Genomic DNA, 22,973 nt, shown 5'->3' with positions numbered 1-22,973 from the left:
CACGTGCGCCTGCTGCTCGTGTCCGACACCCATCTGCCGAAGCGGGCGAAGGAACTGCCCGCGCCGCTGCTGGCGGAAATCCCGCGGGCCGACGTCGTCCTGCACGCGGGGGACTGGGTCGACACCGCCACCCTCGACCTGCTGGAGAGCCGCAGCCGAAGACTCGTCGGCGTGTACGGCAACAACGACGGGCCCCCTCTGCGCGCCCGGTTGCCCGAGGTGGCGTACGCCGACCTCGGCGGCCTGAGCTTCGCGGTGGTCCACGAGACGGGCGCCGCCCAGGGCCGCGAGGCACGCTGCGCGGCCCGTTTCCCGGACCTCGACGTCCTGGTCTTCGGGCACAGCCACATCCCCTGGGACACCACCGCGGACACCGGCCTGCGCCTGCTCAACCCGGGCTCGCCGACCGACCGGCGCCGTCAGCCGCACTGCACCTACATGACGGCCACGGTCGCCGACGGCCGACTCGGGGACGTCGAGCTGCACCGGCTCCCGCGGCGGTAGGCGGACACCCGTGAGCGGCGCGGCCGCGGCCCGCGCGCGTCCGGCGCCGCTCAGCCGCCGGCGGCCAGGAACTGGGTCGCCGCCAGCTCCGCGTACAGCGGATCGGCGGTCACCAGCTCCCGGTGCGTGCCGACCGCGCGGACGCGCCCCGCGTCCATCACCACGATCCGGTCGGCCATCGTCACCGTGGAGAGCCGGTGGGCGACGACCAGCACCGTGGTCGTGCGGGCCACGTCGGCCACGGTGTCGCGCAGCGCCGCCTCGTTGACCGCGTCCAGCTGCGAGGTCGCCTCGTCGAGCAGCAGCAGCCGGGGACGCCGCAGCAGGGCCCGGGCGATGGCCACCCGCTGACGCTCACCGCCCGACAACCTGGTGCCGCGGTGCCCCACCAGCGTGTCCAGGCCGTTCGGCAGCCGGGCGACCAGACCGTCGAGCCGGGTCGTCTTGACCACCGCGGCGAGGGCACCGTCGTCCGCCTCCGGGTTGCCCAGCAGCAGGTTGTCCCGCAGCGAGCCGGACAGTACCGGGGCGTCCTGCTCCACGTACCCGATCGCCGCACGCAGCGAGGCCAGCTCCCAGTCCGCCAGGCTCCGTCCGTCCAGCGTGATCTCCCCCGAACCGGGGTCGTAGAACCGCTCGATGAGGGAGAAGACGGTGGTCTTGCCAGCGCCGGACGGTCCGACGAACGCCGTCATGCCCCGGGCCGGCACGTCGAAGGTCACCCCGTGGTGGATGTACGGCAGGTCGTCGGCGTAGCGGAAGCGGACGTCCTGGAAGGCCACCGCGGCCGGTTCCGCGCCCGGGGACGGCAGTGGGGCGGGGCGGACCGGCGGCTCCGCGGGCAGCCGCAGCGCGTCCTGGATGCGCGCGAGTGCCGCCTTGCCCGTCTGGTACTGCGTGACGGCACCGACGACCTGCTGTATCGGCGACATCAGATAGAAGACGAACAGCAGGAACGCGACCAGCGTGCCGACGTCGATCGCCTCCGTCGCGACCCGCGCACCGCCCACCGCGAGCACCGTGATGAAGGCGATCTGCATGGCCAGCCCGGCCGTGTTGCCCGCGGCGGCCGACCACTTGGCGGCCCGCACACTCTGCCGCCACGACTCCTCGGCGGCCGCGTGCAGCGCCCGCTCCTCCCGGGGCTCGGCGCCGGAGGCCTTCACCGTGCGCAGCGCGCCGAGGATCCGCTCCAGCGCGGCACCCATCACGCCCACCGCGTCCTGCGCCTGCCGGCTCGCCCGGTTGATGCGCGGCACGATCAGCCCCAGGACCGTCCCCGCCCCCAGCACCACCGCCAGCGTCACCCCGAGAAGCACCGGGTCGACCAGGCCCATCATCACCAGCGTCGCCACCAGCGTGAGCCCGCCGGTGCCGAGCCCGACGAGGGAGTCGGTGGTGACCTCGCGCAGCAGGGTCGTGTCGGAGGTGATCCGGGCCATCAGGTCACCCGGCTCGGTGCGGTCCACGGCCGTGATGCGCAGCCGCAGCAGATACGACGACAGGGAGCGCCGCGCGCCGAGCACCACCGACTCGGCGGTGCGCCTCAGCACGTACGAACCCAGCCCGCCCAGCGCCGCGTTGGCGACCACGAGGCCCGACATGGCCAGCAGCGCGCCCGCGATGGTGCGGTCGTGCGACAGGTCGTCGATCAGCTCCCGCGCCACCAGCGGCAGCATCAGCCCGGTGGCTCCCGTGGCCAGCGACAGCAGGGCGCCCGCCAACAGGGTGCGGCGGTGCGGCCGTACGTATGTCAGGAGCAGTCGCCAGGCGGGGGGACCGGTCTCCGTCTCTGCGGTGCTCACGGCACTCCTTCGGCAGGTGGGCGGACGACTCAGGCTACGCCGGGGCCCTGCGGCACCGCCCGCCGGTTCGCGGGCGGGAACCCGGCGCACCCTCCATACCGCCTGTCACCTGCCCTTTGCCGAGCGGTTGCGCGTAGGGTCGTCAGGAACGCTGAACGGCCGAAGAAGGAGTCAGGACCATGGCGCAGGAAGTACGCGGCGTGATCGCACCGGGCAAGGACGAGCCCGTGCGGATCGAGACGATCGTCGTGCCCGATCCCGGACCGGGAGAGGCCGTGGTCAGTATCCAGGCCTGTGGGGTGTGCCACACCGACCTGCACTACAAGCAGGGCGGCATCAGTGACGACTTCCCCTTCCTGCTGGGCCACGAGGCCGCGGGCGTGGTCGAGTCGGTCGGCGCAGGCGTCACCGACGTCGCCCCCGGTGACTTCGTGATCCTCAACTGGCGCGCGGTGTGCGGCAAGTGCCGGGCCTGTCTGCGCGGCCGGCCCTGGTACTGCTTCGACACCCACAACGCCGAGCAGAAGATGACCCTCGCCTCGACCGGGCAGGAGCTCTCCCCGGCCCTCGGCATCGGCGCCTTCGCCGAGAAGACGCTGGTCGCCGCCGGACAGTGCACCAAGGTCGACCCGGCCGTCTCCGCACAGGTGGCAGGCCTGCTGGGCTGCGGGGTGATGGCCGGCATCGGCGCCGCGATCAACACCGGGAACGTCGGCCGCGGTGACACCGTCGCCGTCATCGGCTGCGGCGGCGTCGGTGACGCGGCGATCGCCGGATCCCACCTGGCCGGGGCCGCGAAGGTCATCGCCGTGGACATCGACGACCGCAAGCTGGAGACCGCCCGGGGCATGGGCGCCACCCACACCGTCAACTCCCGCGACAACGACCCCGTCGAGGCGATCCGCGAGCTGACCGGCGGCTTCGGCGCCGACGTCGTCATCGAGGCGGTCGGCCGCCCGGAGACGTACCGGCAGGCCTTCTACGCCCGCGACCTGGCCGGCACCGTCGTCCTGGTCGGCGTACCGACGCCCGAGATGAAGCTGGAACTGCCGCTGCTGGACGTCTTCGGGCGCGGCGGCTCGCTGAAGTCGTCCTGGTACGGCGACTGCCTGCCCTCCCGTGACTTCCCGATGCTCATCGACCTCCACCTCCAGGGCCGCCTGGACCTGGGCAAGTTCGTCACGGAGACCATCCAGCTGGACGAGGTCGAGAAGGCCTTCGAGCGGATGCACGCCGGTGACGTGCTGCGTTCGGTCGTGGTGCTGTGATGGCCGCCCGTATCGAACGCCTCGTCACCTCCGGTCAGTTCAGCCTCGACGGCGGCACCTGGGACGTCGACAACAACGTCTGGCTCGTCGGTGACGACCACGAGGTCATCGTCATCGACGCCGCTCACGACGCCGACGCGATCGCCGAGGCCGTCGGCGACCGCCGGCTCACCGCCATCGTGTGCACCCACGCCCACAACGACCACGTGAACGCCGCGCCCGCCCTGGCCGAGCGCACCGGCGCCGTCATCTGGCTGCACCGCGACGACCTGCCGCTGTGGCGGCAGACCCATCCCGACCGGGACCCCGACGCCTGGCTGAAGGACGACCTCGTCATCGAGGCCGCCGGAGCCGACCTGACGGTCCTGCACACTCCGGGGCACGCGCCCGGCGCGGTCTGCCTGTACGACCCGGGACTCGGCGCCGTCTTCACCGGCGACACCCTCTTCCAGGGCGGGCCCGGCGCCACCGGCCGTTCCTACTCCGACTTCCCGACCATCATCGACTCGATCCGCGACCGGCTGCTGGTTCTTCCACCCGAGACGAAGGTCCACACCGGCCACGGCGACCCGACCACCATCGGCGCCGAGGCCCCGCACCTGGACGAGTGGATCAAGCGCGGGCACTGACACGCCTAAAAGATGACAGAGGATGTCCGGTTTCCGGGGCACTCTCGATCACGACATCGCTCGTGCGCGAGAGGAACGGGAGCCGGACATGGCAGGGTCACCGAAACAGTCACCGGAGAAACCGCTGGCAGGTAGGGTCGCACTGGTCGCCGGGGCGACCCGGGGCGCCGGACGCGGCATCGCCGTCGAACTGGGCGCGGCCGGCGCCACCGTCTACGTCACCGGCCGCAGCACCCGCGCCCGGCGCTCGGAGTACGACCGCCCCGAGACCATCGAGGACACCGCCGACCTGGTCACCGAGGCCGGCGGCCAGGGCATCGCCGTACCGACCGACCACCTCGATCCGGCGCAGGTCGCCGCACTGATCGACCGCGTCGGCCGCGAACAGGGCCGCCTCGACGTCCTGGTCAACGACATCTGGGGCGGCGAGAACCTCTTCGACTGGGAGAACCCCGTCTGGGAACACGACCTGGACGACGGCCTCAGGCTCCTGCGGCTCGCGGTCGAGACCCACGCCGTCACCAGCCACCACGCCCTGCCGCTGCTGCTGCGCCACCCCGGCGGACTGGTCGTCGAGGTCACCGACGGCACCGACGACTACAACCGCGACCACTACCGCGTCTCCTTCTTCTACGACCTCGCCAAGACGTCCGTCCTGCGCATGGCCTTCGCCCTCGGCCACGAACTCGGCCCGCGCGGCGCGACGGCCGTCGCGCTCACCCCCGGCTGGCTGCGCTCGGAGATCATGCTCGACCACTTCGGCGTACGCGAGGAGAACTGGCGCGACGCCCTCGACCGCGTCCCGCACTTCGCCATCTCCGAGACGCCCCGCTACGTCGGCCGCGCCGTCACCGCTCTCGCCGCCGACCCGGACGTGGCGCGCTTCAACGGCCGGTCCCTCTCCAGCGGCGGCCTCGCCCAGGAGTACGGCTTCACGGACCTCGACGGCAGCCGCCCGGACGCCTGGCGCTACATCGTCGAGGTCCAGGACGCGGACAAGCCGCCCGACGTCACCGGTTACCGCTGACGGGCGGCAGCGGCCGGCGGGCCGCGTGGCCCGGCGGCAGCGCCAGATCCTTCCGTACGGCCGTGTAGTAGCCCTCACGTCCGGCGCGCTGCCGCTCCAGCAGGGCCTGCCAGGCGTCGGGGTCACGCGTCTCCTCGCGCAGGAAGTGTTCCATCTCCATCACCGTCAGGACCCAGGCCCGGGCCTTCTCCACCACCTCCGGGCCGCCCAGCAGGATCAGCGCCTCGCCTGCCGGGTCCCGGGCGAGGGTCGCCTCGGCCTGGGCGGGCGCGGCCTCCCGCGGGGGCAACGGGTGCGGGTGCGGGTCGTTGCCGAGGTGCGCGGCGATCCGGTACGTCAGCGTGACGGAGGTCTTGAGGGTGCGCGCGTAGTCGGCGTAGACCGCGAGCCTGCGCTCCTCCCAGCGGGCCGCGGTCTCGCGGCAAAACCGGGCCCGGTCGCTGCGGACCACGGCGAGATACGAACCGAGCGCTCCGACGACGACACCTATGAGCGCGGGGAGTTGCTGCAGGAACTCGGACATGGGCGCACGCTACCTGCCGCGGTGATCGCCGCGGCAGTACCGTCGGGCCATGACGGACACAGGGCGGTTCACCGACCACGGAGTACTGATCACGGGCGCCGCCCGGGGCATCGGCGCGGCCACCGCGCGCCGGTTCGCCGCCGAGGGCGCGCGGGTGCTGCTGACCGACGTGGACGCCTCGGCCGCGCGGCGCACGGCGGCGGAGCTGACGGAACACGGGCTCACCGCCGAGGCGTTCGTCTGCGACGTGGCCGACCGGGCCTCCGTCGAGGCGGCCGTCGCCCACGCCGTGGACACCTTCGGCACCCTCGACGTGCTGGTCAACAACGCCTACGCCTGTACGCCCGACGCCCCGCTCTTCGAGGACGAACCGGACGAGGCGTGGGCCCGCGACCTCGACGTCACCCTCACCGGCGCCTACCGCTGCTGCCGCGCCGCTCTGCCTCACCTGGCGGCCTCGGGGCGCGGCGCCGTCGTGAGCGTCGGCTCGGTCAACGGCGTCCAGGACTTCGGCAACCACGCCTACAGCGCCGCCAAGGCGGGCCTGGCCTCCCTCACCCGCACCCTCGCCGGGCACGCCGCGCCGCGCGGTGTCCGCGTCAACCTCGTGACGCCGGGGACCGTGCGCACCACGGCCTGGGAGGGGCGGGAGGAGGACCTGGCGGCGGTCCGGCGGCTGTACCCGCTGGGGCGGGTCGGCGAACCGGAGGACATCGCGGCGGCCGTCGCCTTTCTCGCCTCGCGCGACGCGTCCTGGATCACCGGCACCACCCTGGTCGTCGACGGCGGTCTGACCGCGGTGAACACCGGGTTCCGGCAGGCGGTCCAGGAGTGGGACGACACGGACTGACGGCGGCCGACAGGCCGGGAGACCGGGCCGGGAGACCGGGCCGGGACGGCTGGCGAAGGGCGACGCCGTCCACGTGTACGGCCGCGAGCCGGGCACCCGGCGGACCCGGGCACCCGGCGGACCCGGGCGCCCGGCTCACGCCTTCGGGTCACAGCTGCGGAGCGTCCCCGAAGTCCGGGATCTCCAGCCTGGCCCCGCCCTGCCGCGCGGACTCGTGCGCGACGATGCCCGGCAGGGTGTAGCGGGCCGCCACCCACGCGTTGACGGGCGGCAGGGTCCGGGAGTTGACCGCGGTCACGAAGTCGTCCGCGAGGAAGTGGTGGCTGCCCTCGTGTCCGTTGCGCATCTCGTCGAACTCCCGCGGCAGCCGCGCCCGGTCGTGCACCGGCGCCGAACCCGAGGTGAAGGCGGCCCGCAGCTCCGGCGCGATGTGCTGGAGGGACGGATCGTCGGGGGACGTGGTCGGCTTGGGCTCCAGCAGCTCGCTGATGTCCTCCACTCCGGTCTTGTCCTGCCACAGCGCCACCGTGGCGAGCTGCTCCATGCTCGCCTCGGTACCGAAGAACCGGAAACGGGACTCACGGATGTGTGAGGGATAGCCGACCCGCCGGAACTCGTTCGTACGGAACGACCCGCCGCCGGCCACCTCGAACAGCGCCGTCGCGTTGGAGACGTCGTTGTCGAACTGGCTGACCGACCGGTCGAAGACACCGTCGCCGCGCTCGTCCACCACCCCCAGCGCCGAGACACTGACCGCGTGCGTCTGCCAGGCGCCCAGCACCCCGCCCACCGAGTGCGTCGGGTACAGCAGCGGTGGATAGCTGGCGGTGGACTTCCACCCCTCGCCGCCGCTGTACTGGTACGCCTCGTAGAAGCCCAGGTCCATGTCGTGGACGTAGTCGCCCTCGGCGTAGAAGAGCCGACCGAAGGCGCCCTCGGCGATCCGGTTGCGGGCGTGCACGGTCGCCGGGTTGTACTGGCTGGTCTCGCCCATCATGTAGGTCAGTCCGGTCGACTTGACCGCGTCGAGGATCTCCGCGATCTCCTGCGTACTGATCGCCATGGGCACGGCGGAGAACACGTGCTTGCCCGCGCCCAGCCCTTGGAGGACCAGCGGGGCGTGTGTCCAGCGCTGCGTGAAGATCGCGACGGCGTCGACCGCCCTGGACTCCAGCATCGCCTCATAGGTCGGGAAGGTGCCGGCGAGACCTTCGGCGGCGGTGAGCTGTTCGGCCCGTTGTGGCAGCAGGTCGGTGACGTACACGTCACTCACACCCGGGTGGGCTTGGAACAGCTTGGCGAACTGGCCGGAGAACTGGCCTGCGCCAACGATGCCGAGGGAGAACGTCATGAATGATGTGCCTTTCACTGGTCGAGGATCAGGTTGATCTGGTCGTTGGTCTCGTCGAGGCCGCTCACCGGTTTTCCGCCGCCGTAGACGTCCTGCATGGCGGGGCGCATGAGGGCCTGCACGTCCGCGGCGTAGTTGGTGATGGGGTAGGAGAAGGTCCGGAAGTTCTCCTTGTCGTCGACCGGCCGGGTGAAGGCCGTCACGTCGATGCCCTTCTCCTCGTAGGCCGCGACGGCCGCCTCGGTGCCGCCGGGCGTGGCCGGGAAGACGATGCCGTAGCCGCCCACGGTGCGCTGGCACTCCTCGGAGGCCAGGTACTTCACCCACTTCATGGCGCCCGGCTTGTTGCGGGCGTCCTTGGTGACGGAATCCGCGAGGCCGTTCATCATCGTGGCCCGCTTGCCCGTCGGGCCGGCCGGAGTGACGGCGGTGGCGAAGTCCACGCCCTCGAAGCCGGCGTACGTCGAGAGCATCCACGCCCCGTCGAAGGCGGTGGCCGCCTTGCCTGCGGCGACCTGGGCGTTGGCCTGGTTGGACACGGAGTAGTCGGTGAAGGGGGCCATGTATCCCTTGTCCGCCAGTCCGAAGTACCACTCGATCATCGACTGGAAGGTGTCGTCGTCGTACCGGTACTCGGTGCCCCACCGCTCCTTGTCCGTGTAGGTCCACCCGGCGGACGCGGCGAAGTGGCTCCAGGTGGTCTGGCCGTCGCCGTCACCGCCCCCGTTGGTGGCCAGGCCGTAGACCTCGACGTTGTCCTTGTCGAAGCCGGGCTCGTCGCCCCGTCTGCCCTTCTCGTCCACGGTCAGGTGCGCGACGGCCTTCTCGAAGGTGCCGCCGTCCCGCGGGTTCCAGGACAGGCCGCCCAGCTCCTCGGCGCTCAGCCCGGCGTCCTTGGCCATCTTCTCGTTGTAGAAGAGGGCGACGGTGTCCCAGTCCTTGGGGACGCCGTAGCGGTGGCCGTCCTCGCCGAGCCAGCTGGCGGCCAGACCGGGCTGGTAGTCGGAGTCCTCGATACCCAGGTCGTCGAGCGGCTCCAGCACCTTGAGGTCGGCGAACTGGCCGAACTTCTGGATGTGGTCGGTGAACACGTCGGGCTGGGTGCCCGCGATGAAGCTCGCGGTGAGCTTGGTCCAGTAGTCGTCCCAGCCCATCTGGGAGATCTTGACGTCCAGGCCCGGGTTCCGCTTCTCGAAGTCCTCGGCGCACGCCTGGTACGCGGGCAGCTGGTTGGTGTCCCAGAGCCAGTACGTCACCGTGTTCGCGGACGATCCGGCGCCGCCGCCCCCAGCGCAGCCGCTCACCAGGGACAGCGCCAGCGCCCCGGTCAGAGCGGCGGCCGTACGAAATCGCATGTCCGTCCCCTCACTTGATGCCGGTGAAGCTGATGGTGGTGACGATGCGGCGCGCGAAGAGACCGAAGAGCAGCAGCATCGGCAGGGCCGCGATGAGCGTGGCCGCCATCAGGCCGGACCAGTCGGTCCCGGTCGTCGGGGTCTGCGCGCGGAAGACGGCCAGCGCCACGGTGAGCACGCGCGAGCTGTCGCTGTAGGAGACCATCAGCGGCCAGAAGTAGTCGTTCCAGGACGTGATGTAGGTCAGCACGGCCAGTGTCAGTACGGGCGTCGCCGCCATCGGCAGCAGCACCCGGAAGAAGACCCGCACCTTCCCGGCGCCGTCCAGCAGGGCCGCCTCCTCCACTTCCAGGGGGATGCTCATGAAGAACTGCCGCAGGAAGAACACCGCGAACGGGGTCATGAACATCGTAGGCAGGGCGATGCCCAGCAGGGAGTCCACCAGGCCGAGTTCCTTGACGAGGATGAAGTTCGGCAGCAGGGTGAAGATCGCCGGCACCATCAGTCCCGCCAGGAACAGGCCGAACACGGCGTCCCGGCCCCGCCAGCGCAGCCGGGCGAAGGCGTACGCGGCCATGGCCGAGAAGAGGATCTGGCAGACGGTGATCAGGGTGGAGACGAACACCGAGTTGAGCAGGTACCGCCAGAACCTCAGTCCGCTGCCCGAGCCGCCCTGTGCGATCGCCTCCTCGGAGGACTGCAGGCCGAGCGCCCGCTCGAAGCCGCCGGTGGTCGGGTCGACCGGCAGCGGGTCGGCGGGGTGGCCGGCCAGTCCGCTGTTGGTGGACAGAGCGGTGCGCAGGATCCAGTAGAAGGGCAGCAGGGTGATGAGCACGATCGCGGCCATCACCGCCCAGGCCACGATCCGCCCGGGGGAGAGCCGCCCGCGCCTGCCGCGCCGTACGGGCGTCCGGCCGGCCGCGGGGACCGGGCCGGCCACGGAGGCCGCGTCGGCCGTGGAGGTCGTGTCGGTCATCTCGTTCTCCTCTCCGTCAGCCGAGGTCACTCTGGCCGGCGCGGGTGAGCCGGTACTGGACGAAGGTGATGGCGCTCAGCACGACGAGCAGGGCGACGGACATCGCCGAGGCGTATCCGAACTGGAAGCGGCCGAAGGCGGCGCCGTAGATGTAGAACTGGAGCACGTTGGTGGCGTTCGCCGGTCCTCCCGCGGTGGTCACGGCGACCGTGTCGAAGACCTGGAACGAACCGATCACCGTCATGATGAGGACGACCGCGAGGACCGGCCGCAGCAGCGGCATCGTGATCCGCCAGAACATCCGCCACTCGCTCGCGCCGTCCACCTTCGCGGCCTCGTACATGTCGCCCGGGATGGCCTGGAGCCCCGCGAACAGCAGCAGCGCGGTGTACCCGACGTGCCGCCACACGTTGATCAGCGCGATGGTCGGGACCGCCCAGGTCTCGTCGGCGAGGAACGGGATGCGGTCGAGTCCCAGCGCCGTGACGATCTCGTTGCCGACGCCGAGCTGGGTGTCCAGGATCCACAGCCAGACGATGCCCGCCACGACGTTGGACATCAGGTACGGCGTGAGCACGATCCCGCGCAGCAGTGACGACTGGGTCAGCCGCTGGAGGAGCACGGCGATGGCCAGGGCCGAGACCGTCTGCACGCCGATGTTGATGACGACGTAGACGACCGTGACCCGCATCGACTCCCAGAAGATGGGGTCGTTGACCATCCGCACGTAGTTGTCCAGGCCCACCCACTCGGCCGGGGTCAGGAGGTTGAAGCGGGTGAAGCTCAGGTAGATCCCGCGCAGCGTCGGCCAGAGCAGGAAGACCACGAAGCCCAGGAGCGCCGGCGCGATGAACACCGCGGCGAGACGTCCGTCACCCCGCTTCCCGGCAGGGCTGCTGGAGGCGATGGTCATCGGCAGACTCCCTCGCATGCGGCGGCTCGTCCTCGTTTACTTTTGGGCTGGAACAATCGATGCGTCAAGAGGTCGCGCGAACATCCTTTTCGAAGGCAAACTTGCCTGAAGTAGCCTTGTTGTTTCCGGTCCGGAAGAAAGTGGAGGGCTCGATCTCATGCCCACCAGTGCCGAGAGCTGGCTTCCGCTGAGCCCCACGGAACGCTCCGTGGCGATCGAGGTGCTCGTGCACGGACCCCTGTCGCGTACCGAGCTCGCCCGGCGGCTCGACCTCTCGCCGGGCAGCCTCACCCGGCTGACCAAGCCGCTCATCGAGTCGCGGCTGCTGGTCGAGGTCCCCGAGGCGGGGGCACCGGCCGGGGTCCGCCAGGGGCGTCCGTCGCAGCCGCTCGACGTGGTCACCGACTCCCGGTACTTCATCGGCTTCAAGATCACCGGCGACACGGTGTACGGCGTCGTCACCACCATCAGGAGCGAGATCGTCGCACGTCACGACCGTGCGCTCAGCACGCACGACCCCGGCGGGGTCGCGGACGTCCTGGCGGAGATGACCGGGGAGCTGTCCCGGGGCCGTCCCCGGGTCGCCGGCATCGGCATCGGCGTCGGCGGACTCGTCGAGGGCCGGGCGGTGGTCGGCGAATCGCCCTTCCTGGGGTGGCGTGGAGTCCCGCTTGCCCCCCTCGTCGAGGAGCGCACCGGGCTGCCGGTCGTCGTCGAGAACGACACCGCCGCCTTCGTGGAGGCCGAGACCTGGTTCGGGGCGGGGCGCGGCCTGGACCGGTTCGTCGTCCTCACCATCGGCGCCGGCGTCGGGTACGGGCTGGTGCTCGGCGGCAAGCGGGTGCCGTACTCGGGGGACGAGGACCGCGGTTTCGGCCGCCACTGGATCCTCGACCCGTACGGTCCGCTGACCCCCGACGGCCGGCGCGGCAGCGCCGTCTCGCTGCTGACCATCCCCAACATCCGCTACCAGGTCCGGGCCGCCACCGGCCGCGACCTGGGCTACGAGGAGATCCTCGCGTCCGCCGCCGCCGGGGAGCCCATGCCCGCCCGGGTCGTGGAGGAGGCGGGGCGGGCCCTGGGCACTCTGGTGGCGCAGATCGCCAACTTCGTGATGCCGCAGAAGATCCTGCTCGCGGGGGAGGGGGTGGGTCTGATGGACGTGGCCGGAAAGGTGGTGGAGAACACCATCCGCGACAACCGGCACCCGCGGGCCGAGCCGGTCGGTCTGGAGACCAGGGTGTCCGACTTCCACGACTGGGCGCGCGGCGCCGCGGTGTTGGCGATCCAGGTGCTGGTACTGGGAGCGGCGCAGGTGTGAAGGGGTGGGCCGTGTGCGCCAGAACACAAGTGATGTGAACGAACTCGCCGGTAGGCCTTGACAGATGAGACGTTCGACGTGATCAGCAACACGGTCCGGTATGTCCGGTTAGCTCGCGATTACTCACATCGTCTTCACGCCGGGCGCCGTATGCTTCACAGCATGTCCACCACTGTTGAACCCTCCTCCGAGCGATCGGCTGCCGAGGTCAACGAGGAGATCCGGGCCCTGTGGCTCCGGTCGGGCGGGACACTGAGCGTCGAGCAGCGCGCGGAGTACCAGCGGCTCGTCATGGAGTGGGCCACCGCGCCCCCGGAGCCCGCGAAGGCCGCCTGACCGGCGCCTGAGGCTCCTCGGCGCATCGGAGCCCCGGCCCCGGGCACCCACACCGGATGGGTGCCCTCCTCGCACTGGCCTCGGCCGTCTGCTACGGCCTCGTCGACTTCACCGGCGGCCTGCTGTCCCGGCGCGTCCACTTCGCCGCCGTCACCTTCCTCGGCCAGGTCGGCGGACTCGCGCTCGCCTGCGTGGCCGCCCTCCTCGTGACCGCCCCCGGCGTCCGCCCCGCGGACCTGCTGTGGGGCGCCCTGTCCGGCCTGGGCAGCGGCGTCGCCATGCACTTCCTCAACCGGGGCCTGAGCCGCGGCGCGATGAGCGTCGTGGTGCCCGTGAGCGCCGTCACAGGCGTCGCGCTCTCCGTCCTGTGCGGCGTACTCGTCCTCGGAGACCGCCCCGGCCCCCTCGCCTGGGCGGGGATCGCCGTCACCGTGCCCGCGCTCTGGCTCGTCTCCGGCGGCGGCGCCGGCCCCGGCCACGCCGTCACCGACGGACTGCTCGCCAGCGCGGGCGTCGCCGTCCAGTACCTCGCCCTCGGGCAGGCCGGTCCCGACAGCGGCCTGTGGCCCGTGGCGGCCGGCCGCGTCGCCGCCGTACTCCTGCTGCTGCCCGCCGCGGCAGGGCACACCGGGCGCCTGCGCCTGCCGCCGCGCCGGTCCGCCGAGGCGCTGCTGATCGGCGCCGGTGCCGCCCTCGGTCTGATCCTGTACCTCCTCGCCGCCCAGCGGCAGCTGCTGTCGGTCGCCGTGGTCCTCGCCTCCCTCTACCCGGCCCTGCCCGTGATCCTCGGCCTCGCCCTCCTCCGCGAACGGGTCGGCCGCGGACAGGCCGTGGGTCTGATCGGCGCGGCGGCGGCCACGGTGCTGCTGACCCTGGGCTGAGAGCGGGTGGGCTCCGGCCGAGGCGAGGGGTGGTCAGCTCACCCCCACGTCGTCGAGTAGTGCCGCCTGTAGGCCTTGCGGTCCTGTTCCGCGCGGATCCACCGGGTGGCCACCAGAGCGATCAGGCTGCCGGCGACGACGAGCATGCCGGGGCCGACGTTCCGGCGGTCGGTGAGACGGGAGAGCGGTGTAGAGCCGTCGACGCCCGTCACGGGCGCCGCGGCCCCCGGCGCGGATCCACCGCTCCCGCCACCGCCTCCCGTGGCGGCCGGTGACGAGGGCGCGGCTCCCGGTCCCGCCGCCCCCTGGGGCGCCGAGACGAGCAGCCGCACACCGAGCGACTCCATGGCCTCCGGCAGCGGCTGGAAGAACGTCGTACCCCCCTTGGCGCAGTCACCGCTGCCGCCCGACGTCACCCCCAGGGCGATGCCCTCGGAGAACATCGGGCCTCCGCTGTCCCCGGGTTCGGCGCACACGTCGGTCTCGATGAGGCCGGTGACCGTGCCCTCCGGGTAGTTCACGGTCGCGTCGAGCGCGGTCACCCGGCCGTCGCGCAGACCACTGGTGCCGCCGCTGCGGAACACCCGCTGCCCGACCGCCGGTTCACCGGTACCCGTGATCCGCACCCCTTTGCCGGCGCCGACCGCCACCACGTCGGCGCCGTCGCCCGCCTCACCGTTCGCGTACTCCACCAGGGAGAAGTCGTCCCCGGGAAAGCTCTCGGCGACCGTCCTGCCGACCTGCCGGTCGCCCCCGCCGTCACCGAACCAGACGGACCCCGTCGGCCCGCAGTGGCCGGCGGTGAGGATGAAGTCGCGCTGTCCGTCCGTCACGTTGAAGCCCGCCGAGCAGCGCCCCGCCGTGGACAGGATCGGCTCCGCCCCGTTCAGGCGGGTCGTGAACGCGCCCTCGGTGCGCTCCATGCGGACGAAGCCGCCGGCGCCCTCCGCGACGCCCGTCAGCCGGGACCAGTCGGATCCGGAGACCGTGCTGTCACCGCGTACCACCACCTCGTTCGACCGGTAGTCGAGGGCCCACGCAGTGCCGGGCACCCGGGGCGCCGAACGCAGCGTCGCGGCCGCGGACTTCAGCTCGGACATGCTGTGCCGCACCACCTTCGCCTCGGCGCCGGCCCGCCGCACCTCCTCGGCGGTGCCCTCGTCGGTGACCGCGACGACCGGCTGCCCGTCGGAGCCGACCCAGTGGCCCGCCGTACGGGAGGTGCCCAGCCGTGCCACGAGGGCGGCGCCGGTGCCGGACGCGGGCCGCGCCGACGTGTGCGGCGCGGCCCTCACGTCCGGGGGCTCGCTCGCCACGGCCCGGGTGACCATCGTCGCCCCGAGAAGGAGTCCACCGACGGCCGCCAGCCGTGCCGTTCGCCGGACGATGCGTCGTCGTGCGTGCCTCATGCGTGTGCTCCCGGAACCGAACACGCGGCGTCGCCACCGCGAGGGCCTCCGGACGTCGGACGCCCTCCTCCCATACGGGGGCGGGCCCGCCCGCGTTCACCGGGCCGGCGGTCCGGGTGGGATCGCGGCGGACGGCTCGTCGGGGAGGTGACGCGGCGTGCGGACGACCCGTTCCCCGGCCGCGTCACGGCCCTTTATCTTGTGGCCATGACCAGCACCCCGCAGGACCAGCCCCGTGAACCGAACCCCCTGCACGCGCTCACCCTGGACCAGCTGCGCCGCCGTACGAGCATGAAGTGGCGCACCCACCCCGCGGACGTGCTGCCGCTGTGGGTGGCCGAGATGGACGTGCCGCTCGCCGAGCCCGTCGTGCGCGCCGTCACCGACGCCATGGAACTCGGGGACACCGGCTACCCCGTCGGCACCGCCTACGCCGAGGCCCTGGCCGGCTTCGCCGGCAAGCGGTGGGGCTGGGACGACCTCGCCGTGGAACGCACCGCGATCGTGCCCGACGTGATGCTGGGCGTGGTCGAGATGCTCAGGCTGGTCACCGAGCCCGGCGACCCGGTGATCGTCAACCCACCGGTGTACCCGCCGTTCTACCAGTTCGTCAGCCACATGGACCGGCGCGTCGTCGAAGCGCCGCTCGGCGCGGACCTGCGGATCGACCTCGGGGAGCTGGAGGACGCGTTCCGGCGGGCCGTCGCCGACGGCGGGCACGCCGCCTACCTGCTGTGCAGCCCGCACAACCCGACGGGCACCGTACACACCGCCGAGGAGCTGGCCGCCGTCGCCGCCCTCGCGGAGCGGTACGGCGTCCGGGTCGTCGCCGACGAGATCCACGCGCCGGTCGTCACCGCGGGCGCGCGGTTCGTGCCCTACCTGAGCGTGCCCGGCGCCGAGCGCGGCCTGGCGCTGATGTCGGCGTCCAAGGGCTGGAACCTGGCCGGCCTCAAGGCGGCGCTCGCCCTCGCCGGGCCCGGCGCCGCCACCGATCTGGCGCGGATGCCCGAGGAGGTCGGCCACGGACCCAGCCACGTCGGCATCCTCGCCCACACCGCCGCCCTGCGCGACGGCACCGCCTGGCTGGACGCCGTGCTGGCCGGGCTCGACGAGAACCGGCGGTTGCTCACCGAGCTGCTGGCCGAGCACCTGCCCGGGGTCGTCCACCGCCCCGGCGAGGCGACCTACCTCGCCTGGCTCGACTGCCGCGCGCTGGGCCTCGGCGACGACCCGGCGGACGTCTTCCTCCACCGCGGCCGGGTGGCTCTCAGCTCCGGTATCCCCTTCGGTACCGGCGGGGCGGGACACGTGCGTCTCAACCTGGCGACCTCGCCCGAGGTGCTCACCGAGGCGGTGCGGAGGATGACGGTGGCTCTGGCGTGAGGCGAGGGCGCGCGGCCCCGTCCGACCGCGGTGCGCGCGCCCCCTGAGCGGGTCGAAAGAGGTAGTCCCCGTGGGTCGAAAGGGGTAGTCCCTCAGCCGACCCGATGCCCCTCGCAGGCCCTAAACTCCGGACCATGGACGACTCGTCACTGACCCGGCTCGGCGCCGGCAAGTACCTGCTGGTCACCACCTACCGGAAGAACGGCACTCCGGTCGCCACCCCCGTGTGGGTCATACGGGACGGGGACACGCTCGGCGTCTGGACGGCGGCCGACTCCTGGAAGGTCAAGCGCGTCCGCAACCGCGCCGACGTGCTGGTCGGCCCCTGCGACCTGCGTGGCAACCCGACCGGCGAACAGGTCCCGGCGACCGCGGAGATCTGCGACCCCGCCACCACCGGCCGTTACCGCCGGCTGATCGCCCGCAAGTACGGCATCGTCGGCCGGCTCACCCTGCTCGGCAGCCGGCTGCGCCGGCGCGTGGACGGCACCGTGGGCATCCGGATCACTCTCACGTCCTGAACGGCGGCCTTGCCCATGGGCCGACGGAGCACACCTGGGAGCCTGGGGGCCTCGGGGAAAGCCGGCCGGCGTTCAGGTCCATGCCCGGTACGGTTCGTCGACCAGCTGGAAGACCGGCTGGCCCCGTACCGGGTCCTTGGCCGTGGACAGCCGGACCCGGTCCCCGCTGTGGATGCCGATGAGCGGGCCCATGACCCGGCCGCGCAGCACGAAGCCCTCGGCCATCTCGACCAGGGACACGTTGCGTGCGGCGGGTGTGTTGCGGTGCACCACCGTGGCGTGCCGCACCGTGCCCGTGCCCTCGCTGCGCTCCGTCCGCAGGTCGCTCCCGCGACAGACCGGGCACAGCACCCGGTGGTACATGGCCGTGCCGCACCAGGTGCAGCGCTGGTAGAAGACCGCCTCGGTGTCCGAGGCCTGAGGGGACCCTGGGGCCTTGGGATCGAGCACGCCCGTCGCGGAGCCCGCTGCCTGCTGAGCGACGTTTCCTGAGTGGTGGTACACGCTGGGCAACTCCCTGCACTCGGGCCGGAATCCGCGTGCGCGGTCACCGGGCACGCGTGTGCGCGGCTCGCCGTGCCTCCGTGCACGCTGCACAGCGTATGGCACTCAGTGCCACGCGTAAAGGCACTCGGTACCCTCGATTCGGCCTCTTCGCGACCGGCACCGGTGCTTCCCCGGCCGTCGGCCGGTCAGTCGCGGGCGAACGCGGTCTCGACCTCCCGTACGACCTGCCACAAGGGCGTTCCCCGCCGCGAGACGACGACCACCACGTCCTCGGGCCCGTCGGTCAGGGGCGGTACGGGAAGGCCCCCGAACGTGGACTGCGCGTACCCCAGCGCGTGGTCCACCGCGGCGCCCACGTCGTCCCGCCCCTCCGAACGCAGCCAGGACCGCAGGGCGTTGTTGTGCGCGGCGACCACGGCGGCCGCGATCACGTCGGCGCGCATGCTCCCGTCCCGCCGCCCGCCCGGGTGCCCGCCCAGGCGCCCGCGCAGGTACGCGGCGAGGGCGCGTTCGTAGCGCCACACCACCGAAAGCTCGTACGCGCGCAGCCCCGGGACCCTCTTGGTCAGGTGGTAACGCTGCACCGAGAAGGCCGGGTTCTCCGCGTACATGCGCACCACGAGGCGAGCCGCGTCACAGACCCGTCGCACCGGGTCGGCATCCTCGGGGGAGGAGGCCAGAAAGGCCGTCATGTCGGCCAGGCACCGTTCGTGGTCGGGGAAGACCACGTCCTCCTTGGAGGGGAAGTAGCGGAAGAACGACCGCCGTCCGACACCGGCGAGCGCGACGATGTCGTCCACGGTCGTCTGTTCGTAGCCCCGCTCCAGGAACAGCTGGAAGGCCGCCGCGACCAGCGCCTGCCGCATCGGCGGCCGGGCGCCCGCCGCGTCCGTCCCGGCCCCGCTGCGGGGCGCCGCACTGCTGGAGCTCATGAAGGGGAACGTAGCAGCTCACCGACGTCGGTGACACTCAGTGCAGCGACAGAGGGAACTCAGTTCCCTTGCCGCCCAAACGTACCGGTCGCATACGATCACTTCCGGTCAGCACCGAGGAGTCCCGCATGGTATCCGCCCGCCCCCGCATCCTGTACGTCACCGACCTGGCCTACGAGGCGCGCGGGCGGCGCTACTGCGACGAGGACATCTTCCTCACCTCCCGGCTGCGCGAGGACTTCGACCTGGCCCTGTGCCATCCCGGCGACGCCGCGGCGCTGCTGGACGCCTTCGACGCCGTCGTCGTCCGCAACAGCGGTCCCGTGCTGGGTCATCAGGCCGCCTACGACGCCTTTCGCCGGCGGGCGGCCGAGCGCGGCACCCGCGTCTACAACCAGCTCACCGGCAGGGCGGACATGGCCGGCAAGCAGTACCTCCTCGAACTGACCGAGGCGGGATTTCCGGTCATCCCGACCGTCGACCGGCCAAAGGACCTGCACCGGTTGCCCCGGGCGGACGAATACGTCGTCAAGCCCAGGCTCGGCGCGGACTCGGCAGGCCTGCGGTTCGTGCCCGCGGACCGCGTCCGGGAAGCGGTGGGCGGCGACGCCGGGGAGGTCCTCGTCCAGCCGCGCGTCGACTTCGCCTACGAGGTCTCCTTCTACTTCGTCGACCACGACTTCCAGTACGCCCTGTACGCGCCGCACCCCGACCGGCGCTGGCGGCTCGAGCCGTACGACGCCACCCCACAGGACCTCGACTTCGCGCGGCGGTTCATCGAGTGGAACGGCATCGGCCACGGCATCCAGCGCGTCGACGCCTGCCGCGCCCCCGGTGGTGAGCTGCTCCTGGTCGAGCTGGAGGACCTCAACCCCTACCTGTCGCTGGATGCCCTCGACGAGGCGGGCCGGGACTCGTTCGTCACGGCCCTGCGGACGGCCCTGCGGCGCCTGCTCGCGGCGTGACCCCGCCCACGGCGTGCCTGGCTAGCATGGCCGGTATGGACGTGTTCCTCGACCGGCTCGACCCGGACATGTGCGTGGTGACGGCCGCGGCGGACGGGGAACGCGCGGGCTGCCTGGTGGGCTTCGCCTCCCAGTGCTCCCTCGACCCCGTGCGGTTCGTCGTCTGGCTCTCCGAGGTCAACCGGACCTTCCGGGTGGCGCGGGCCGCCGACGTCCTGGCCGTCCACCTGCTCGCCCGCGACCAGCGCGGGACGGCCGAGGTCTTCGGTGGGCGGACCGGTGACCGGGTCGACAAGTTCCAGCAGGTCCGCTGGCGTGAGGGGTACGGCGGGGCGGTCGTGCTGGAGGACGCCGAGGCGTGGTTCGTCGGCCGCGTCGTAGAACGGGCCGCCGGGGGCGACCACGTCGGCTTCGTCCTCGACCCGGTCGAGTGGGGCGGGCGCGAGACCTCCGGCGGACCGCTGCTGCGGCTCTCCGACGCCCACACCATCCCGCCCGGCCATCCGGTGGACTGACCTCACGCTGACGGCGACAGGTCTCGGGCCTCGGATCCCAGGTCTCAGGAGTCAGATCCCGGGTCCCAGGTGGGGGGGCGGGTGCGGCGCGGGCCCCGCGCCGGATCAGCAGCGCCCGGCGGTGCCCCGCTCGACCAGTGCCTCGGTGACCGCCCGTACGCTGCGCGCGATGTGCTGCAACTGCAGAACCTCCGCCGCGTAGAGCTTGATGGTGTGTTCGATGACCGACTCGGGCAGGCCGAGCCGGGGCAGATCCGCCCGTGCGGTCCGCAGTGCGGTGCGGGCCACCCGGATCTCGTGCTGGACCTGGATCTGCGCGTGGCGGGCGAGCAGCACGGGGTGGCGGATCAGCGCCGGGTAACCGGCATAGCGGGCGGGCACCAGCTCGCGCAGCCACCTGGCCGCCGAGCGCTCCCAGTCGTAGCTGCCGGGGGCCTTGACCTGGCAGGGCCAGTCCGGGCTGGTGCGCGTGGTCGTCAGGGGCATGATCATCGCCTCCGGGTGTGCGGCGTCGACGGGGTGGGGCGACGGATGGGGGCGGTCCGGCCCAAGGGGACCTGGACCACCGTGGGCGCTCGCGCGGGCGATGCCCGAGGGAACACCCCGGGTGCGCCGAGCGGGTAGGAGTCGGCGGTGGTCGGGGATGCTCGCGCAGGCGCGGACGCGCTCCGGCGTGGCCGGTTCGCGATCCGTGAGAAGTATTTATATATGCCATCCGCTTTGCAAGGCGTATGAAAACATTCATGCCTGCTTGACGTGGACGCCCCGGTCCGCGCCGACCAATCGCCCCGTACGCCCCGCACACCCCGGACGTCCCCGGGGTGCGAGGCCGGATCAGTCCCGGAGAAAGAAGTGGTGCTGTTCGGCGACCTGCTCGTACTCCTCCAGGCGGGCCTGCGTCCGCTCGGGATCGGCGTCGGTCATGGCCTGGAGCAGCGCCGCGCACATCACGCCCGGTGCCGCGTAGGAGTCGAAGACCAGCCGCGGCCCCGTGCCGGTCGCGAAGGTGATGTCGGCCTCGTCCACGACGGGGCCGAGCGCCAGGTCGGTGATCAGTGCCACCTTGAGTCCGGCACCGCGTGCCACCCGCACGGCGTCCAGGGTCTCGTGGGCGTGCCGGGGCATCGAGAAGGCCAGCACCCAGGTGCCGCCCGCCTCCCGGGACTGGAGCAGGGCGTCGTAGGCGACGCTGCCGCCCCGCGTCACCAGGCGCACGTCCGGGTGGACCCGGCGGGCGGCGTAGGCGAAGTACTCGGCGAGCGAGACGGAGATGCGCAGCCCGAGGACGGTCAGCGGTGCCGAGCCGGCCAGCTCGCGGCCGACGCCGATCACCCGGTCGGCGTCGGCGAAGTCGCGCCGCAGGTTCTCCAGGTTCTCGATCTCGGCGTCGACGGCCGCCTGGAGTTCGTTGCCCTGGTTCTCCTCGGCGGCCGGGGCGCCGCCGCGGGTGCCCAGCGCGATCGTCTGGAGCCGCTCCCGCAGCGCCGGGTAGCCGCTGAAGCCGACCGCCGAGGCGAACCGCGTCACCGACGGCTGGCTCACGCCCACCCGGTCCGCGAGGTCGGTGATCGACAGGAACGCCGCCTCGGTGAGGTGCTCGATGAGGTACTGGGCGATGCGCCGCTGTCCGGGGGAGAGACGGGGCCGGTCGAACAACGTCCTGAGCCGGGACGTGGGGGAGGCCTGCGATTCGGGGGCCGCCCGCCCCGAGGTGATCACCGATGCCTGGGCGCGTGCCTGCTGCGGCGATGGCACGGGCGCGCCTCCTCTGTCTCCCACGGAGGTCAACATAGCTCACCCCCCATGACTGGCCGGGCGGTGTCAGCGGCCGTACCGGGGCCCGCGCGGCCCCAAGGGCACCTCGCCCGCGACCGGCAGTGCCCTCCTGATGAATCGGCATCCGCCCCCGTGGGGGATAGCACCGAGTTGTCCGGGAACCCGCCGTCACGGAGGCGAAGGCCTCCACGGAACGTGGCACCACAGAACGCGGTGTCGCGACACAGAGCGCGGTTCCACGACACGGAACGCAGCACTACGGAACACAGCACCCACGGAAACACAGCACGGACGAGGAGTCCCCGTCATGACCGTCCCGGAAGAGAACCGGCCGAAGACCGACACCACCGACGACGTTCTCGAGCAGCGTGACGAGGACGCGCCCCGCCCGCCCGGGGGCACCGGCCGGACCATGCGCGAGGCCCTGGAGGAGGCGCATGTCCGCGCCGACGACTACGACGAGGAATGACCGCGCCGTAGCCGGTCGACCAGGCGATTCGCGGTCGTGACCCGACGGCCGTGGATCACGGCCGGGTGAGGGGCACCGCCCCCTCCGGTACCACGAGGTCGGCGCGGTCCCGGCTCGCCGCGACCAGGTCGGCGTTGCGCTGGTCGCTGCCGAGCGCCCAGGCGACCGCGTCCTCGGGGGACTTGCCGAACCGTTCGTGCCGCGCCACCAGCCGGCGGACCCGCTCGGTCTCCGCCGGCTCGCAGAACCACACCTCGTCGAGCCGGGAGCGCACCCGCGCCCACGCGCCGCTCTCCAGCAGCAGGTAGTTGCCCTCCGTCACGACCAGCCGGGCCGAGGGCGGCACCGGCACGGCCCCGGCGATCGGCTGCTCCAGCTCCCGCTCGAATCCGGGCGCGTACACGGTGTCGCCCTCCGCCTCCTCGCCGCCGTCCGCCTCCTCGCGCAGCCGGCGCAGCAGTGCCGCGTACCCGGCCGCGTCGAAGGTGTCGGGCGCGCCCTTGCGGTCCCGGCGGCCGAGCCGGTCCAGTTCGGCGTCGGCGAGGTGGAAGCCGTCCATGGGGACGTGCGCGGCCCACGGCTCGCCGGTCTCGTTCAGCTCCCGCACCAGATGCCCGGCGAGCGTCGACTTCCCGGCGCCGGGGCTCCCGGCGATGCCGAGGATCGCGCGCCGCCCGCCGCGCGGCAGGGAGCGGGCGCGGGCGAGGAGGTCGTCGAAAGTCAGCGGCACACCGCAGAGTGTGTCACCTGATCG

General features: G+C 72.3%; 25 protein-coding genes. 13 read left to right on the top strand and 12 right to left on the bottom strand.

Annotated elements, in window-relative coordinates; all coding sequences use genetic code 11:
• The first annotated feature begins 3 nt into the window (after positions 1-3).
• Complete coding sequence (locus tag QC283_RS32460) at positions 4-504, top strand: metallophosphoesterase family protein (RefSeq protein ID WP_279565328.1); 501 nt, start codon at positions 4-6, stop codon at positions 502-504.
• Between the two features lie 50 nt (positions 505-554).
• Here the strand turns inward: QC283_RS32460 and QC283_RS32455 are convergent, their stop codons facing one another.
• A complete protein-coding gene (locus QC283_RS32455) occupies positions 555-2,309 on the bottom strand; it encodes an ABC transporter ATP-binding protein (protein WP_279565327.1) in 1,755 nt (584 codons plus the stop codon).
• A 179-nt stretch (positions 2,310-2,488) separates the two neighbouring features.
• Between QC283_RS32455 and QC283_RS32450 the strand changes: the two genes are divergently transcribed.
• From QC283_RS32450 to QC283_RS32440, 3 genes are all read left to right on the top strand, one after another.
• Positions 2,489-3,577: an S-(hydroxymethyl)mycothiol dehydrogenase gene (locus QC283_RS32450; RefSeq protein WP_279565326.1), complete on the top strand. Its 1,089-nt coding sequence runs from the start codon at positions 2,489-2,491 to the stop codon at positions 3,575-3,577.
• Complete coding sequence (locus QC283_RS32445) at positions 3,577-4,206, top strand: MBL fold metallo-hydrolase (RefSeq protein WP_279565325.1); 630 nt, start codon at positions 3,577-3,579, stop codon at positions 4,204-4,206. Before QC283_RS32450 ends, QC283_RS32445 begins: the two co-directional genes overlap by 1 nt.
• Positions 4,207-4,294: 88 nt before the next feature.
• Positions 4,295-5,233 (top strand): SDR family oxidoreductase, encoded by a 939-nt coding sequence (locus tag QC283_RS32440; protein WP_279565324.1) that lies wholly within the window; start codon positions 4,295-4,297, stop codon positions 5,231-5,233.
• Here the strand turns inward: QC283_RS32440 and QC283_RS32435 are convergent.
• A complete protein-coding gene (locus QC283_RS32435) occupies positions 5,217-5,756 on the bottom strand; it encodes a hypothetical protein (RefSeq protein WP_279565323.1) in 540 nt (179 codons plus the stop codon). The genes QC283_RS32440 and QC283_RS32435 overlap by 17 nt on opposite strands.
• Before the next feature lie 49 nt (positions 5,757-5,805).
• Here QC283_RS32435 and QC283_RS32430 point away from each other — a divergent pair, with 49 nt between their 5' ends.
• Positions 5,806-6,606: an SDR family NAD(P)-dependent oxidoreductase gene (locus QC283_RS32430; protein ID WP_279565322.1), complete on the top strand. Its 801-nt coding sequence runs from the start codon at positions 5,806-5,808 to the stop codon at positions 6,604-6,606.
• A gap of 148 nt (positions 6,607-6,754) precedes the next feature.
• On the opposite strand, the gene QC283_RS32425 is transcribed toward QC283_RS32430, so the two are convergent.
• Genes QC283_RS32425 through QC283_RS32410 form a run of 4 tightly spaced genes read right to left on the bottom strand, consistent with a single transcriptional unit; the run spans position 6,755 to position 11,201 of the window.
• Complete coding sequence (locus tag QC283_RS32425; protein ID WP_279565321.1) at positions 6,755-7,957, bottom strand: Gfo/Idh/MocA family protein; 1,203 nt, start codon at positions 7,955-7,957, stop codon at positions 6,755-6,757.
• A gap of 14 nt (positions 7,958-7,971) precedes the next feature.
• A complete protein-coding gene (locus QC283_RS32420; protein WP_279565320.1) occupies positions 7,972-9,312 on the bottom strand; it encodes an ABC transporter substrate-binding protein in 1,341 nt (446 codons plus the stop codon).
• Positions 9,313-9,322: 10 nt separating this feature from the next.
• Positions 9,323-10,288, bottom strand: coding sequence for a carbohydrate ABC transporter permease (locus QC283_RS32415; protein WP_279565319.1), 966 nt, complete (start codon positions 10,286-10,288; stop codon positions 9,323-9,325).
• 16 nt (positions 10,289-10,304) lie between these two features.
• On the bottom strand, positions 10,305-11,201 hold the full coding sequence (locus QC283_RS32410; RefSeq protein WP_279565318.1) for a carbohydrate ABC transporter permease: 897 nt from the start codon (positions 11,199-11,201) through the stop codon (positions 10,305-10,307).
• 157 nt (positions 11,202-11,358) lie between these two features.
• On the opposite strand from QC283_RS32410, the gene QC283_RS32405 reads away from it, so the two are divergent.
• From QC283_RS32405 to QC283_RS32395, 3 genes are all read left to right on the top strand, one after another.
• Positions 11,359-12,522: an ROK family transcriptional regulator gene (locus QC283_RS32405; RefSeq protein WP_279565317.1), complete on the top strand. Its 1,164-nt coding sequence runs from the start codon at positions 11,359-11,361 to the stop codon at positions 12,520-12,522.
• A gap of 150 nt (positions 12,523-12,672) precedes the next feature.
• Positions 12,673-12,858, top strand: coding sequence for a hypothetical protein (locus QC283_RS32400; protein ID WP_279565316.1), 186 nt, complete (start codon positions 12,673-12,675; stop codon positions 12,856-12,858).
• Between the two features lie 56 nt (positions 12,859-12,914).
• Positions 12,915-13,739, top strand: a complete 825-nt coding sequence (locus tag QC283_RS32395; RefSeq protein ID WP_279565315.1) for an EamA family transporter — start codon at positions 12,915-12,917, stop codon at positions 13,737-13,739.
• Between the two features lie 38 nt (positions 13,740-13,777).
• Here QC283_RS32395 and QC283_RS32390 read toward each other — a convergent pair whose 3' ends face one another.
• Entirely contained in the window at positions 13,778-15,148 is a 1,371-nt protein-coding gene (locus QC283_RS32390) for a S1 family peptidase (RefSeq protein WP_279565314.1), read from the bottom strand.
• Positions 15,149-15,355: 207 nt separating this feature from the next.
• Between QC283_RS32390 and QC283_RS32385 the strand changes: the two genes are divergently transcribed.
• Together QC283_RS32385 and QC283_RS32380 are read left to right on the top strand one after the other, a co-directional pair.
• On the top strand, positions 15,356-16,534 hold the full coding sequence (locus QC283_RS32385; protein WP_279565313.1) for a MalY/PatB family protein: 1,179 nt from the start codon (positions 15,356-15,358) through the stop codon (positions 16,532-16,534).
• Between the two features lie 134 nt (positions 16,535-16,668).
• On the top strand, positions 16,669-17,055 hold the full coding sequence (locus tag QC283_RS32380) for a PPOX class F420-dependent oxidoreductase (protein WP_279565312.1): 387 nt from the start codon (positions 16,669-16,671) through the stop codon (positions 17,053-17,055).
• A 72-nt stretch (positions 17,056-17,127) separates the two neighbouring features.
• Here QC283_RS32380 and QC283_RS32375 read toward each other — a convergent pair whose 3' ends face one another.
• Together QC283_RS32375 and QC283_RS32370 are read right to left on the bottom strand one after the other, a co-directional pair.
• Positions 17,128-17,559: a Zn-ribbon domain-containing OB-fold protein gene (locus tag QC283_RS32375; RefSeq protein WP_279565311.1), complete on the bottom strand. Its 432-nt coding sequence runs from the start codon at positions 17,557-17,559 to the stop codon at positions 17,128-17,130.
• Positions 17,560-17,747: 188 nt separating this feature from the next.
• Complete coding sequence (locus QC283_RS32370; protein WP_279565310.1) at positions 17,748-18,494, bottom strand: TetR family transcriptional regulator; 747 nt, start codon at positions 18,492-18,494, stop codon at positions 17,748-17,750.
• A gap of 128 nt (positions 18,495-18,622) precedes the next feature.
• On the opposite strand from QC283_RS32370, the gene QC283_RS32365 reads away from it, so the two are divergent.
• Together QC283_RS32365 and QC283_RS32360 are read left to right on the top strand one after the other, a co-directional pair.
• On the top strand, positions 18,623-19,459 hold the full coding sequence (locus tag QC283_RS32365) for a hypothetical protein (protein ID WP_279565309.1): 837 nt from the start codon (positions 18,623-18,625) through the stop codon (positions 19,457-19,459).
• A gap of 26 nt (positions 19,460-19,485) precedes the next feature.
• On the top strand, positions 19,486-19,974 hold the full coding sequence (locus tag QC283_RS32360) for a flavin reductase family protein (RefSeq protein ID WP_279565308.1): 489 nt from the start codon (positions 19,486-19,488) through the stop codon (positions 19,972-19,974).
• A gap of 105 nt (positions 19,975-20,079) precedes the next feature.
• Here the strand turns inward: QC283_RS32360 and QC283_RS32355 are convergent, their stop codons facing one another.
• Positions 20,080-20,466 (bottom strand): hypothetical protein, encoded by a 387-nt coding sequence (locus tag QC283_RS32355; RefSeq protein WP_279565307.1) that lies wholly within the window; start codon positions 20,464-20,466, stop codon positions 20,080-20,082.
• Positions 20,467-20,808: 342 nt separating this feature from the next.
• Positions 20,809-21,729, bottom strand: coding sequence for a MurR/RpiR family transcriptional regulator (locus tag QC283_RS32350; protein WP_279565306.1), 921 nt, complete (start codon positions 21,727-21,729; stop codon positions 20,809-20,811).
• A 328-nt stretch (positions 21,730-22,057) separates the two neighbouring features.
• Between QC283_RS32350 and QC283_RS32345 the strand changes: the two genes are divergently transcribed.
• Positions 22,058-22,219, top strand: a complete 162-nt coding sequence (locus QC283_RS32345; protein ID WP_279565305.1) for a hypothetical protein — start codon at positions 22,058-22,060, stop codon at positions 22,217-22,219.
• Between the two features lie 55 nt (positions 22,220-22,274).
• Here the strand turns inward: QC283_RS32345 and QC283_RS32340 are convergent, their stop codons facing one another.
• Positions 22,275-22,949, bottom strand: a complete 675-nt coding sequence (locus QC283_RS32340) for a nucleoside/nucleotide kinase family protein (RefSeq protein WP_279565304.1) — start codon at positions 22,947-22,949, stop codon at positions 22,275-22,277.
• Positions 22,950-22,973: the final 24 nt, after the last annotated feature.

Source organism: Streptomyces sp. DH41, from assembly GCF_029813785.1.
GTDB lineage: Bacteria > Actinomycetota > Actinomycetes > Streptomycetales > Streptomycetaceae > Streptomyces.
This window is presented reverse-complemented; position numbering and strand designations above follow the sequence as displayed.

Coding starts and splice junctions, on each gene's coding strand:
- QC283_RS32430 (WP_279565322.1), top strand. CDS start 5,806: ATGACGGACACAGGGCGGTTCACCGACCACGGAGTACTGATCACGGGC.
- QC283_RS32400 (WP_279565316.1), top strand. CDS start 12,673: ATGCTTCACAGCATGTCCACCACTGTTGAACCCTCCTCCGAGCGATCG.
- QC283_RS32420 (WP_279565320.1), bottom strand. CDS start 9,312: ATGCGATTTCGTACGGCCGCCGCTCTGACCGGGGCGCTGGCGCTGTCC.
- QC283_RS32390 (WP_279565314.1), bottom strand. CDS start 15,148: ATGAGGCACGCACGACGACGCATCGTCCGGCGAACGGCACGGCTGGCG.
- QC283_RS32450 (WP_279565326.1), top strand. CDS start 2,489: ATGGCGCAGGAAGTACGCGGCGTGATCGCACCGGGCAAGGACGAGCCC.
- QC283_RS32360 (WP_279565308.1), top strand. CDS start 19,486: ATGGCCGGTATGGACGTGTTCCTCGACCGGCTCGACCCGGACATGTGC.
- QC283_RS32345 (WP_279565305.1), top strand. CDS start 22,058: ATGACCGTCCCGGAAGAGAACCGGCCGAAGACCGACACCACCGACGAC.
- QC283_RS32365 (WP_279565309.1), top strand. CDS start 18,623: ATGGTATCCGCCCGCCCCCGCATCCTGTACGTCACCGACCTGGCCTAC.
- QC283_RS32370 (WP_279565310.1), bottom strand. CDS start 18,494: ATGAGCTCCAGCAGTGCGGCGCCCCGCAGCGGGGCCGGGACGGACGCG.
- QC283_RS32425 (WP_279565321.1), bottom strand. CDS start 7,957: ATGACGTTCTCCCTCGGCATCGTTGGCGCAGGCCAGTTCTCCGGCCAG.
- QC283_RS32385 (WP_279565313.1), top strand. CDS start 15,356: ATGACCAGCACCCCGCAGGACCAGCCCCGTGAACCGAACCCCCTGCAC.
- QC283_RS32415 (WP_279565319.1), bottom strand. CDS start 10,288: ATGACCGACACGACCTCCACGGCCGACGCGGCCTCCGTGGCCGGCCCG.
- QC283_RS32410 (WP_279565318.1), bottom strand. CDS start 11,201: ATGACCATCGCCTCCAGCAGCCCTGCCGGGAAGCGGGGTGACGGACGT.
- QC283_RS32405 (WP_279565317.1), top strand. CDS start 11,359: ATGCCCACCAGTGCCGAGAGCTGGCTTCCGCTGAGCCCCACGGAACGC.
- QC283_RS32380 (WP_279565312.1), top strand. CDS start 16,669: ATGGACGACTCGTCACTGACCCGGCTCGGCGCCGGCAAGTACCTGCTG.
- QC283_RS32355 (WP_279565307.1), bottom strand. CDS start 20,466: ATGATCATGCCCCTGACGACCACGCGCACCAGCCCGGACTGGCCCTGC.
- QC283_RS32440 (WP_279565324.1), top strand. CDS start 4,295: ATGGCAGGGTCACCGAAACAGTCACCGGAGAAACCGCTGGCAGGTAGG.
- QC283_RS32435 (WP_279565323.1), bottom strand. CDS start 5,756: ATGTCCGAGTTCCTGCAGCAACTCCCCGCGCTCATAGGTGTCGTCGTC.
- QC283_RS32395 (WP_279565315.1), top strand. CDS start 12,915: ATGGGTGCCCTCCTCGCACTGGCCTCGGCCGTCTGCTACGGCCTCGTC.
- QC283_RS32445 (WP_279565325.1), top strand. CDS start 3,577: ATGGCCGCCCGTATCGAACGCCTCGTCACCTCCGGTCAGTTCAGCCTC.